Raw genomic sequence first — 13,439 nt, 5'->3', positions numbered from 1 at the left:
TATGTTTTTCAGGATATCACTATGATGATTCATCGGTTGTGCCAGGCAGGCGCGTTATTATTAATGGTCACCGCGACGGCAGTGGTGGCCCAGCAGCGTGTTGAAATTGATAGCCCACTGGCGGGATGGCATAGCACTTCTGGTGAGGGGGCGGATTTCTCACAACAGGTTAATTATCCCGCGTCATCGGTCAACTCACCGGTGACGCAATCGTCACAAGCGCTGATTAAAGGGCAGATTAAAGATTTCCCTAAACCGGCCAGTAACACGACAACCCCACCGGGGCGTTTGATCGTCAATGGCATCAGTATGCCGATAAAAATTCAGGATGATGGCAGCTTTAGTCGCCCGTATATCTTTCCGCAGGGCAGTAATGGTGTTGAACTGCGCAGCCCAGACCGAACCGCCAGCCACCGCACGCAATTCTATGCACAAAGAGAGCATGGCGCGATCCCGGCGCGTTTGCGGGTGGTACTCTCATGGGATAGCGATAATACCGACCTTGACCTTCATGTGGTGACCCCAGATGGGGGGCATGCCTGGTATGGCGGTCGCGATTTAACCAATGGCGGTGCATTGGATGTTGATGTCACCACCGGCTACGGCCCAGAAATCTTCTCTTCACCCACGCCACAAAGCGGGCAGTATCTAGTCTATGTCAACTATTATGGTGGTGCAGGTGACCAAATACTGACCACCGCGCAGATCACCATAGTGACAGAAGAGGGCACCACCAATGAGAAACAGGAAACGGTGATTGTGCCAATGCGTAATCCGGGCGAACTGACATTGGTGAAAAAATTCAGTTATGGCGGTGGGGGTTAGAACTGACCAGATAGTTCTGGCGACGGGTATCAACTCAGGCTGACGCCATGGGTGTTATATGGGACAATAGCGCCATCATTTTGTTTAGATAAGTGTTGAATGGCGCTCACCTCCGCAATTAAAGATCAGATTAGCCAGTGGTACAAAGCCCTGCAGCAGCAAATACCGGATTTTATTTCCCGTGCACCTCAACGGCAGATGATTGCGGAAGTCGCTAAAACACTGGCAGGTGATTATCCGCGTCACTTGGCTATTGAAGCGCCGACTGGGGTGGGTAAAACCCTCTCCTACCTGATCCCTGGCATCGCCATTGGCCGAGCACAAAGCAAACCGCTGGTGGTCAGCACCGCGAATGTGGCCCTGCAAGATCAGATATACAGTAAAGACCTCCCCTTACTGAAAAAGATCATTCCCGACCTGAAATTTACCGGGGCATTTGGCCGTGGGCGCTATGTTTGCCCGCGCAATCTGGCCGCCATGAGCACCGATGTGGCCCAACAGGGCGATCTGATGCTGTACCTGGATGACGATGAACGGGCTCCTTCCAATGGGGAAGAACTGGCCTTATGCCAGAAATTGTCGCAAGCCCTGAGTCGTCATGAGTGGGATGGTCTGCGTGACCATTATCAACAATCTATAGATGATCTGCTGTGGGCTAAGCTGAATACCGATAAGGCCAACTGCCTGGGGCGTAATTGTTACTACATTCGAGAATGCCCGTTCTATATTGCCCGTAAAGAGATTGAAACTGCGGATGTCGTGGTGGCTAACCATGCGTTGGTGATGGCTGCGCTGGAAACCGAGTCAGTATTACCCCCCGCTAAAGAGTTGCTGCTGGTGTTGGATGAAGGCCACCACTTACCAGAGGTGGCGCGGGATGCACTGGAAATTGATGGCGAAATCACCGCACTGTGGAATAACTCGCAGTTGGATATGATAATGCGCCAGGTGGAACAGTGCATTGCCCAATACCAACCCAAGAACCCACCAGGATTAGCCAATAGCGAGCGCTTGAAGAATCACTGTGAAGAGTTGCGCGAACTGATTCAGAACGTTGAGCATCAGGTCAGTGCGTTTCTGCCGCCAGACAGCAGCAATGCCGAGTATCGTTTTGAGATGGGGCAACTCCCCGCACCGCTGGTGGAGCTTTGCGCACGCCTATTTAAATTGACCGATGGATTGTGTGGGTTAGCAGAGTTTATGCTTAACGACCTCAGCGAACAGACCGGTAAGCACGATATTGTGCGGTTGCATCGAGCCATTATTCAAATGAGCCGTACCCACGGTTATCTGGAAGCGATGAGTAAATTGTGGCGCTTGGCGGCGATGGAGAAATCGTCCAATGCGCCGATCTCTAAATGGGTGACCCGTGAACTGCGAGATAATGTCACACATCTGTATCTGCACTGCGTGGGGATCCGCGTCAGTGACCAACTGGAAAAGTTACTGTGGCGCAAGGTACCTCATGTGGTGGTTACCTCCGCCACATTGCGTTCACTCAATAGCTTTTCGCGCCTACAGGAGATGAGTGGCTTGAGCGAAGCCGCTGGGGATCGTTTTGAACTGCTGACATCGCCTTTCAATCATATTGAGCAGGGCAAAATTGTTATTCCCACCATGCGTTTTGAACCGGCAATCGCCAATGAAGCAGAACATCTGGAAGAGATGGCGCGGTTTTTCCGTGGTGAGCAGGCCAGTGGGAAACACAAAGGGATGCTGATCCTGTTCAGCAGCCACCGTGCGATGCAGACATTCCTCAGCTATGTGACTGACCTGCGCCTGATGTTGTTGGTTCAGGGGGATCAACCGCGTTACCGATTGGTGGAGGAACACCGTAAGCGGGTAGCGCAAGGCACCGCCAGCGTATTGGTCGGGTTACAGTCATTTGCTGAAGGGCTGGATCTAAAGGGGGAACTGCTGACCCAGGTGCATATTCATAAAATCGCTTTTCCACCTATCGACAGCCCGGTGATCCTCACCGAAGGGGAGTGGTTGAAGTCACTTAACCGTTACCCGTTTGAAGTACAAAGCCTGCCTAGTGCCTCGTTTAACCTGATCCAACAGGTGGGGCGTTTGATCCGCAGTAATCAGTGCCATGGGGAAATTGTGATTTATGATCGCCGTTTGCTGACCAAAAACTACGGCCCACGACTGTTAGCGGCACTCCCGGTGTTCCCCATCGAACAGCGTGAAGTGCCACCAGCGGATAAAGCGCATCAGGCAGCACTGAAGTCTGCTGCGGCAGCGGCGAAGAAAGAGAGTAAGCGTAAAAACCCGTTTGCTCGCCGCCGCCGTTAAGTTGTAATGACATAACAGCTGTTACCAGCCACCGCCACCACCACCGCCCGAGCCGCCACCGGAAGACCCCCTACCTGAAGAGCCAGAACCTGATGAGCCAGAACGACTACTGGATGTTGAACTGGAGGATGAACTGCAGGATTGGCTGAAATGGCTCAGGTTATGCCAACTCGTCGGGTCAAACACCTCGGAGATGGCACCGGTAGAGGTCAGATACCGGGCAAAAGTATTGGCCCAGGTTTTACCTACCCCGAGCGCCAGGGCTACAGGTAGCAACCTTTCAAAATGGGACACCATCTGATCTTGGCGGTAAAGTGATTGATAACGGTATTTTTCTGCCCCACTCAGGTAGAGTTTTAACCCCTTGGCTATCGCCAGATCATTCAACCCATTCTGGGTATAACGAGGGATACGCCAGAAAAAAAGCAGACACAGGATGCAGGACACCAACAGCGGCCCCATATAGCCAGCGGGGAATTGTGCTAATGGCACCATAGCAAACATAAAAATTCCGCTGGCAAAGATAGCCAACAGGCCAGTAGAGGAAAAAAAGATCGGAATGAGAATGCCTACTTTTCCACTACTGAGTAACAAACCACGGAACAAAGCGAATAGTGCTAAACCAGACAATAGAAAAAATAAGGCAAAGAGGGTAACTATCGCCACCAAAGGGGTAAACCATGCCGCACAAATCGCCGGTATCAGCAGCATGATGTAGATACTGCGCCTTACGGGTTTACCCCAGCGATTGAACAAGTTTTCTTGCCACTCTTCACAGCGTTCCTGCAGTAAACTACGGGCATTCTGCATCGGGCTCTGCTCGGCCACACTGAGATTAAGATTTTTACGCTTGCCTGGATACAGCATCTTCAGTAACAGCTTATCGTTTTCATCTAACTGCGTATTGCCCTCTTCGGATAAACACGATAACCATAGATCGTTTTTCGAACTGTTCTTAAAAGCCTTCCTTGCGGCGGATTGATCCCCTTTTTGGGTAATAGCGATACCACGTTTGGCAACTAGATTGAGCAGGTCACTACTGAACGCAATATCATCATAGGTACGTTTAGTTATATAACGCAGATAACCGGGTGATAGCGTTGCAGGTAACTCAAACAGTGGCACTACCGCTGGCATTTTTAATCCTGGAATGGTCACATTTTTGCGCCACCAAAATAGGCAGTAACCGATAAGTAACAACACCGGTATCCATAGCGCAGAGGTTTTTACGGTGGGTAACAACAAGTGCGCTAAAGGTAAACTGGCTTGTGGTGCTGGCGCCGTGGCCAGAATAGAACCGGGCCAGGTATAAGCGACCGTCAGGCCTTCACCTTGTGCCAGTGGTTGCGAGGTAACCACACTGCCATCAAGCAGGATACGCGCATTATGCTCTTTTCCCCCAAACGCACCGGTATAAACATCAATGGTGCGTAGACGGCTATCCCGCCCTTTATTATCCAGATAGTGGCTGGCATCGGGTAATTCCAGATGGAAGCTGGCGCGGTCGATAGGATAAGCCCAGTCGTTGCCGGTGACATTCCAGTAAAGTTCATCCCACTCGGGGAAGCGGCTAAAATGGTTACTGACTTGATACTGGATCTCATAATTATACACCCCCGGTTGCAGCAGTTGCTCCGCGCTACCAATCCGTACTGTGAGGGTTTTGCCCGTTTGTTCCAAGTTATAAGGTTCGGGGACGCCGTTACGTAACACCTGGATTATCTGATAATCCACGCTGAAAATTTTGCCATCTTGCCGGTCCCAGCGTAATGGCAGGGTACGGAAGATCCCCCGACGGATTTGTTGCCCTAAGGCTTGCACCTTAATCTTCTCCTGCATCACCATACTGCCATCACTGTTGAAGCGAGCATGGGCATCAAAAGAGAGAATATGTTCATAGCCCGAATTAGACTTAGACGCGTTCTCGGGTGACTGAATTGAGCTGCGTGGAACTAAAACAGCCGCATCAGTGGCTAAAGCGGGCCCAATGGTCAAGCTCCATAATAGGCAGATACCACATAATAACTGATTAAACCATCCTGCCATTTTTCAATCCATCCTGTTTAGCCGCGTATCTGCAAGCTTGAAAAGAGCTGTAGTCTTAAAAGTGATTTCGTCAAAAACATTCAGGTTGCAGCGCAATTCAAAGCTGTTATTGCCCGCAACTTGGGAACATTCCCCAATTATTTTAATCATTTAACGTATTGCCGTCACGGGTATGATTAGTCACCGCCACCATCACCGCCGCCACTATCACCACCGCCGCCACCACCACCTGCTCCATCACCGGACGAACCCCCATCCGAAGAGCCTGAACCACTATAGTTTGAACTTGATGAATTCGAACCTGATGAATCTGAACTATTGCTGGTGCCGGGTGTTGGGCTGGAGCATGAACTGCAGCTCTGGCTGAAATGGTGCAGGCTATGCAAATTCGTCGGGTCAAACAGGGTGGACATGGCTCCTGTAGCGATCAGATACTGGGCAAAAGTATTAGCCCAGGTTTTACCGACGTCTAACGCCAGGGCTACCGGTAGCAGCCTTTCAAAGTGAGACACCAACTGATCCGGTGGGTAAAGGGATTGATAACGGTATTTTTCTGCCGCACTCAGGTAGAGTTTTAACCCTTTGGCTATCGCCAGGTCATTCAACCCTTTTTGGCTGTAACGAGGGATAAACCAGTAAAAGCTCACGCACAGAATGCTGGACACCAATAGAGCGCCAATGTAACCCGCCGGAAGTTGGCTGAGAGATAACATCTCGAGCATCGCGCTACCACTGGTGAAGGTCAGACTCAGCCCGACGATCATACAAATGATAAAAAGAAGAACAAGAAGAACAAGAATAAAAACAGGGATGCTACCTTTTGGGTCGCTGATTATTGTGCCGAGCCTGAATAACATCTTCAGCGCCACAGAAAGCACCGCTAGCCCCAACAGTAGAAATAATAGGGAGAACGTGCTTTTCATTGCGATACCCGGGTCGAAAAACACCCCACAAATAACCGGGTTCAGTAATAGGATGTAGATAGCGCGTCGTACTGATTTACCGACTAGATTGAAAAGTTGCGGTTTTTGTTTTTCGCTGCGCTCTTTTAGCCAGATACGGGCATTCTGCATTGGGCGCTGATAGGCCACACTGAGATTAAGATTTTTACGCTTGCCTGGAAATAGCATCTTCAGTAACAGCTTATCGTTATTATCTAACTGCTTATTGCCTTCCTCGGGTAAACGTGACAGCCATTGCTCGTTATTTGAACTGGTTTTTAAAGCTTCACTTGCGGCGGATGGGTCCCCTTTTTGGGTAAGAGCGATACCTCGTTTGGCAACCAGGTTGAGCAGATCACTACTGAACGCAATATCATCATAGGCACGCTTAGTTATATAACGCAGATAACCGGGTGATAGTGTTGCAGGTAACTCAAACAGCGGCACGACCACTGGCATTTTTAACCCGGGAGCGGACACATTTTTACGCCACCAAAACAGGCAGTAACCGAGCAGTAATAACGCGGGTATCCATAGCACTGCGGTTTTTAGGGTAGGCAAAAACAAGTGTGCTAAAGGTAAACTGGCTTGTGGGGTTGGTGCAGTGGCCAGAATAGAACCGGGCCAGGTAAAAGCGACAGTCAGCCCTTCACCTTGCGCCAGTGGTTGCGAGGTAACCACACTACCGTCTGCCAGGATGTGGGCATTATGCTGTTTTTCCCCTTTGGTACCGGTATAAACATCAATGGTGCGTAGGCGGCTATCACGCCCTTTCTTATCCAGATAATCACTGGCTTCAGGTAATTCCAGATGGAAGCTGGCCTGATCGATGGGGTAGGCCCAGCCGTTACCGGTGACGTTCCAGTAAAGTTCATCCCAATCGGGGAAACGGCTAAAATGGTTACTGACCTGATACTGGATCTCATAGTTATAGACACCGGGTTGCAGCAGTCGATCCGCGCTACCCATGCGTATTGTGAGCGTTTCATTGGTTCTATCCAGGCTATAGGGCTCGGGAAAACCGTTACGTAACACCTGGATTATCTGATAGTTAACGTTGAACAGTTTGCCATCTTGCCGGTTCCAGCGTAATGGCAGAGTACGGAAAATCCCCCGATGGATCTGTTGCCTGAGGGCTTGTAGCTTAATCTTCTCCTGCATCACCATGCTGCCATCGGGATTGAAACGAGCACGGGCGTCAAAAGAGAGAATATGTTCATAGCCCGAATTAGACTTAGACGCGTTCTCGGGAGGCTGAATTGAGCTGTGTGGAGCCAAAATATTAACATCAGCGGCTAAAGCTGGCCCAATGGTCAAGCTGCATAACAGGCAGAGACCATATAATAACTGACTAAACCATGCTGCCATTCTTTAACCTATCCTGTTTAACTGGGCATCTTGAAGCTTGAAAAAAGCCGCAGTTTTAAAGCGGCATCTCGTCAAAATAATCCAAGTTGCAGCGCTATTTAAATGGTTTACTGTCTGCAACTTGGCGATATCACCCAATTATTTTAATCAGTTAACGTCTGAGCGGAATGCCAATTACCAGCCACCGCCGCCGCCACCGCCCGAGCCGCCACCGGAAGAACCCCTCCCCGAAGAGCCGGAGCCACTAGAGCTGGATCTTGATGATCTCGAGCCACTGCTAGGGCTGGGTGTCGCTTTGGAGGATGAACTGCAATCTCGGTTGAACCTATGCAGGTTATCTCGATCCGTAGGGGTAAACACCTCGGACATGGTGCCGGTAGTGATCAGATACTGGGCAAAGGTATCGGCCCAGGTTTTACCCACGCCGAGGGCCAGGGCCACAGGTAACAGTCTTTCAAAATGCGATACCAACTGATCCGGCGGGTAAAGGGATTGATAACGGTACTTTTCTGCCGCACCCAGGTAGAGTTTGAGTCCTTTGGCTATCGCCAGGTCATTTAACCCCTTCTGCGTATAACGAGGGATACACCAGAAAAAGATCAGACATAGCAGAATGGACGCCAACAGCGCACCAATATAACCCGCAGGAAATTGGGTGGTATCTAGCATGACGAACATCATGTTAGCACTGGCGAAAATAAGACCCAGCCCGAAGATGGTAAAGAAGATAAAAAACAGGATGCGACCTTTGCTATCGCTGATTACTGAGCTTGGCCTGAACAACATCATCAGTGGCAGAGAAAGTAGGGTTAACCCCAACAGTAGAATTAATAAGGCGAAAGCGGTCACTATGGCGAGGCCAGGGTTGAACAACAAGCCGCATATGAGAGGGATCAGCAATAGAATGTAAACAGCCCGCCGTACTGCTTTAGCTAATCGAGTGAACAGCGCCGGTTTCTGTTTTGTACAGCACTCTTCTAGCCAGATACGGGCATTCTGCATCGGGCGTTGGTAGGCCACACTGAGATTAATATCTTTGTGGTCACCAGCAAACAGGGTTTTCAACAATTGCTTATCGTTGTTATTTAACTGCGTATTGCCAGCATTAGGTAACAGCGATAGCCATTGCTCTGGTTTTGCCAACCGTTTAAAAAATCCCCAACCTGAAGATTTCCCCTCTTTTTGGCTAAGAGCAATGCCACGTTTGGCAACCAGGTTGAGCAGATCACTACTGAACGCAATATCATCATAACTACGTTGCGCGATATAGCGTAAATAGCCCGGGGATAACGCCGTGGGTAACTCAAACAGCGGCACGACCGCTGGCATTTTTAACCCGGGAACGGTCACATTTTTGCGCCACCAAAACAGGCAGTAACCGATCAATAAGAATACCGGTATCCATAGCGCAGAGGTTTTTACGGTGGGTAACAGCAAGTGTGCGACAGGGGAGCTGGCTTGTGGGTCCGGCGCATTGGCAAGAATAGTGCGGGGCCAGGTATAAGCGACAGTCAGCCCTTCACCTTGTGCCAGCGGTTGTGAGGTGACCACACTGCCATCAGGCAGGATGCGGGCATTATGCTGTTTTTCCCCAAACGCACCGGTATAGATATCAATGGTGCGTAGACGGCCATCGCGCTTTCTATTATCCAGATAATAACGGGCTTCGGGTAATTCCAGGTGGAAGCTAGCGCTATCGATGGGGTAGGCCCAGTCATTACCGGTGACGTTCCAGTAAAGTTCATCCCACTCGGGGAAGCGGCTAAAATGGTTACTGACCTGATACTGGATCTCATAGTCATAGACACCCGGTTGCAACAGTTGCTCTGCGCTACCAATCCGTACTGTGAGGGTTTCGCCCGATTTTTCCACGCTATAAGGTTCGGGAACGCCGTTACGCAACACCTGGATTATGTGATAGTCAACGCTGAAAATTTTGCCATCTTGCCGATCCCAGCGTAATGGCAGGGTACGGAAAATCCCCCGACGGATCTGTTGCCCGAGGGCTTGCACCTTAATATTTTCCCGCATCACCATGCTGCCATCACTGTTTAAGCGAGCATGGGCATCAAAAGCAAGAATATGCTCATAGACAGATTGAGAGTCTGAAGCGCTATCCGCTGCCTGAATGGTGGTGGTGTAATCCGTTTGCCTATCCGGGACCGAGATAAGAACGTCACTGGCTAACACTGAGCCAATGGCCAAGCTCCATAATAGGCAGACAGCATATAATAACTTACCAGGCAACCTTGCCATTTTTAATCCATCCTAGGTACGCTAGCATCTTCAGGGTTGTCGAGTTCGAAAAACGCTTCGGTTTTAAAATTGAACAAACGGGCCAACAGCAAACTGGGGAAGGACTCTACCAGGATATTTAAATCGCGCACGGTACCGTTGAAATAGCGGCGAGCCATCTGCAGTTGCTCTTCTATTTCAGCCAGGGTCTGTTGCAGAGAGAGAAAGTTCTCATTGGCTTTCAGTTCCGGATAAGCTTCCGCCAGCGCGAAGATACGCCCCAGAGTCCCTGAATACTGCCGCTCATCTTCGGCAATTTGACTCGGGCTGCCAGTGAGATTACTACGCTGACGAGCAATCTCTTCCAGTAACTCTTTTTCGTGCTGCGCATAACGCTTCACCAAACTGAGCAGATTAGGGGCCAAGTCATGACGGCGTTTCAGTTGTACTGAAATGCCACTCCAAGCTTCGTCTTTGAAACGGCGTAGGGAGATAAAGCGGTTATAGGTGATGATTACCCAGAGAAGTACAACGGCAATAACAGCCAGGCCTATATAAATTTCCATTTTTTAACCTATGTAATTCGAGATAAATTTCTCTACTCAGCTCATTTAGGTGAGGGCGTGATGGACGTAAATTGGCTAGTTACGCGCTATATTACTGCACTGCCACCATCAGGTAAATTGGGACTCATCCTAAGTATCCTCTACAACGTTAAGGAATTGACACCCTATGTATCAACCAGCCGCATTCCGTGAAGACGACTTAGCCAGCCAATTGGCATTAGTGCGCGCCAATCCTTTAGGTTTGCTGATCAATCAGAGTTCTCTTGGGTTGCTGGCAGACCCGGTTCCCTTTCTGGTTGATAGTGATGATCAAGGCCAGGTCATACTGCGAGCGCATCTATCACGCGCCAATCCCCATTGGCAACTACTGCAATCAGCGCAGGAATGCCTGGTGGTATTTCAGGGGGCACAAGGCTATATCTCGCCAGGTTGGTATGAAACCAAACGCCAGACAGGGAAAGTGGTTCCTACCTGGAATTATGCGATGGTGCAGATGTGGGGCATCCCCAAGGTGATAGAACAGGCAGGCTGGCTGCACCAACAACTGGTTGCGTTAACCGCGCAACAGGAAGCGAAGCAGCAGCAACCCTGGCAGGTTGAAGATGCGCCAGCGGATTATCTTTCAGCCATGATGAAAGCGATTGTCGGAGTTGAAATCACCGTTACTCGGCGTGAGGGTAAATGGAAAATGAGCCAGAACCGCAATAGTGCTGATATCAATGGGGTGGTCGCCGCACTCGGTGCGGGTGATGCCGCACAACAGCAGTTGGCGGCGGAGATTGAGCAGTGGCGTCGATAAACCGGCTATGGGCTATTAAGCGATGGTTTTACGATTTACGTACATCGGGGCGTACCAGATCAAACCGGTGTTGTTCAGAGATCCCGTAATAGGCGGTAGGGCCACCAGCCCGGAATATCGGCTGTGCCGCTGCGGTCTGGTAGACACCCTGTTCATCCAGTAAGTGGGTAGCAATATGTACGGCTACCACTTCCCCCAACACCAGCCAGGTCTCCAGGTTTTCCCTATTAGCCGTTTGCAACTGGATACATTGGGTTAACCGGCACTCAAAGTTTACCGGGCTTTCTGCCACCCGTTCTGCCTTGACCTTTTGCCCAGGGATGGCGGTCAACCCAGCAAAAGCAAATTCATCCTCCCCTCGGGGTAATGCCGCTGAACTGTTGTTCATGGCTTCTGCCAGCGGGCGAGTGGCTAAGTTCCAGACAAACTCACCGGTCTCCACAATGTTGGCGACACTGTCTTTCCAGCCGACACTGGCAAAGCCGATGATCGGCGGATGATAATTAAAACAGTTGAAGAAGCTATAGGGTGCCAGATTGCGCTGGCCGTTAGCGCTGAGTGATGAGATCCAGCCGATTGGCCGTGGGCCGATAATGGCGTTTAACGGATCGTGTGCGAGACCATGCCCGGAGGCAGGTTCGTAGTAATAATAGGGTTTGCTATGCATAACTGTTTTTATCAAGCAGGAATAATGTCTTATTTTGACCGTTTTACTGTTGGCTGCAAGCAGCTTGCTGGCTTTTTTGCTGTTAGTGTTGCTTGAAGGATGAAGGATGAAGGATATAGCCAAAATGGCGGCAGGGATGGTGCCCCAGCCATTGCCGAAGAGGAAAATGCGCTTAGCACATCTTTTCTAGCGGCAACGGATGGGGTGATATCAATCAGGACACGTGTTGCAAAAACTCACGCAAGCGCGGGCTTGGTGGGTCATTGATCAACTCATGGGGGTTGCCATCTTCAGCGATCCGGCCCTTGTCGATAAAGATCAGACGGGAGGCGACTTTCTCGGCAAAGCCAACCTCATGGGTGACGATCACCATGGTCATGCCTTCCTCCGCCAAGTCCTGCATCACCTTTAACACTTCATGACGCAGTTCAGGATCCAGTGCCGAGGTGGGTTCATCAAACAACATCATCTTGGGTTTGACAGCCAGTGCCCGGGCAATGGCTACCCGCTGCTGCTGCCCACCAGAGAGTTCAGAAGGGTAATGATGGGCACGCTCAGCCAGCCCGACTTTAGCCAATAGTTCACGCGCCAACTTATCGGCATCCGCCTTTTTTAAACCACGAACCCGGATGGGGCCAAAGGCGACATTTTCCAGGGCGGTCAAATGGGGGAACAGATAGAATTGCTGGAATACCATCCCCGCTTCCTGACGGATTTTGCGGTCATCTACTTTCGGGTCATTCACCTTCAGGCCGTCAACAATCAGCTCGCCGCTGGTGATCTCCTCCAGTTTGTTGATGCAACGCAGCAAAGTGGATTTGCCGGAACCCGAAGGCCCGATAATCACCACCACTTCACCTTGGTTAATTTTCAGGTCGATATTGTGTAGCACCTGGGTGGGACCAAAGTGCTTGGAGACATTTTTAAATTCAATCACAGGATTTTCATCCTTCTTTCCAGACGACGCAGAACAAAGCTCAGCACCAGAGTAATCAGCAGATACATAACCGCCACCGCACTCCAGATTTCCAGAGCACGGAAGTTGCCCGCAATAATCTCCTGACCTTGACGGGTTAGTTCGGCAACACCGATGACAATAAACAGCGAAGTATCTTTAATACTGATGATCCACTGGTTACCCAATGGAGGCAGCATACGGCGTAGTGCCAGCGGCATAATGACGTAGCGGATGGTTTCACGCCGTGACAGCCCCAGCGCTAATCCCGCTTCGCGGAAGCCTTGGTGGATAGATAGCACTGCACCACGGGTGATCTCGGCAATATAAGCGCCCGAGTTGATCATGATGGTCACTACTGCCGCACTGAAAGGGTCAATACGTAAACTGTTGAAGGCCATGGGCAAAGCGAAATAGATAAACATCACTTGGACCACAATGGGCGTCCCACGGATCACTTCAATAAAAACCAACGCAACATGGTTGGCAATCCAGCCACCGTAGGTACGGGCGAAGCCGGCAACCAGGCCGATAAACAGGCCACCAATCAGACCGAGGACGGATATCCACAGGGTCATTTTGGCGCCTTCTAATAAAAGAGGGATGGCGGGCCAGATGGCACTCCAGTCGAACTGCATGGTATTTCTCCCGGGGCCCCAAATAAGGGGGCCAGATAAAGCAGGGTGGGAACAGATGCCCCATAGTTAGCCATTATTCAAGCCGCAGACTTAAATAAGGT

At 50.4% G+C, this 13,439-nt stretch carries 10 protein-coding genes; 3 read left to right on the top strand and 7 right to left on the bottom strand.

Features of this window, described 5'->3' with window-relative positions:
• Positions 1-21: 21 nt before the first annotated feature.
• Entirely contained in the window at positions 22-825 is an 804-nt protein-coding gene (locus ACX9GV_RS11765; protein WP_473195649.1) for a YfaP family protein, read from the top strand.
• 99 nt (positions 826-924) lie between these two features.
• Positions 925-3,123, top strand: coding sequence for an ATP-dependent DNA helicase DinG (gene dinG, locus ACX9GV_RS11760; protein WP_473195648.1), 2,199 nt, complete (start codon positions 925-927; stop codon positions 3,121-3,123).
• A gap of 21 nt (positions 3,124-3,144) precedes the next feature.
• Here dinG and ACX9GV_RS11755 read toward each other — a convergent pair whose 3' ends face one another.
• From ACX9GV_RS11755 to ACX9GV_RS11740, 4 genes are all read right to left on the bottom strand, one after another.
• Positions 3,145-5,169 (bottom strand): DUF2207 domain-containing protein, encoded by a 2,025-nt coding sequence (locus ACX9GV_RS11755; RefSeq protein ID WP_473195647.1) that lies wholly within the window; start codon positions 5,167-5,169, stop codon positions 3,145-3,147.
• A 176-nt stretch (positions 5,170-5,345) separates the two neighbouring features.
• On the bottom strand, positions 5,346-7,478 hold the full coding sequence (locus tag ACX9GV_RS11750; RefSeq protein WP_473195646.1) for a DUF2207 domain-containing protein: 2,133 nt from the start codon (positions 7,476-7,478) through the stop codon (positions 5,346-5,348).
• 174 nt (positions 7,479-7,652) lie between these two features.
• Entirely contained in the window at positions 7,653-9,734 is a 2,082-nt protein-coding gene (locus ACX9GV_RS11745) for a DUF2207 domain-containing protein (RefSeq protein WP_473195645.1), read from the bottom strand.
• Between the two features lie 2 nt (positions 9,735-9,736).
• Positions 9,737-10,279, bottom strand: a complete 543-nt coding sequence (locus tag ACX9GV_RS11740) for a LemA family protein (RefSeq protein ID WP_023492706.1) — start codon at positions 10,277-10,279, stop codon at positions 9,737-9,739.
• 166 nt (positions 10,280-10,445) lie between these two features.
• Between ACX9GV_RS11740 and ACX9GV_RS11735 the strand changes: the two genes are divergently transcribed.
• Entirely contained in the window at positions 10,446-11,078 is a 633-nt protein-coding gene (locus tag ACX9GV_RS11735; protein ID WP_473195644.1) for an FMN-binding negative transcriptional regulator, read from the top strand.
• Positions 11,079-11,106: 28 nt separating this feature from the next.
• Here the strand turns inward: ACX9GV_RS11735 and ACX9GV_RS11730 are convergent, their stop codons facing one another.
• The 3 genes from ACX9GV_RS11730 to glnP form a co-directional block, all read right to left on the bottom strand.
• A complete protein-coding gene (locus tag ACX9GV_RS11730) occupies positions 11,107-11,745 on the bottom strand; it encodes a flavin reductase family protein (RefSeq protein ID WP_473195643.1) in 639 nt (212 codons plus the stop codon).
• A 214-nt stretch (positions 11,746-11,959) separates the two neighbouring features.
• Positions 11,960-12,682 carry a glutamine ABC transporter ATP-binding protein GlnQ gene (gene glnQ, locus ACX9GV_RS11725; RefSeq protein ID WP_473195642.1) on the bottom strand — a complete coding sequence of 241 codons (723 nt, stop codon included), beginning with the start codon at positions 12,680-12,682 and terminating at the stop codon, positions 11,960-11,962.
• A complete protein-coding gene (gene glnP, locus ACX9GV_RS11720; protein WP_473195641.1) occupies positions 12,679-13,338 on the bottom strand; it encodes a glutamine ABC transporter permease GlnP in 660 nt (219 codons plus the stop codon). Before glnP ends, glnQ begins: the two co-directional genes overlap by 4 nt.
• Between the last annotated feature and the right edge of the window lie 101 nt (positions 13,339-13,439).

Source organism: Serratia sp. 25CWL12, assembly GCF_055790885.1.
Note: the sequence above shows the minus strand (reverse complement) of the source record. Positions and strands in the feature narration are given on the sequence as shown.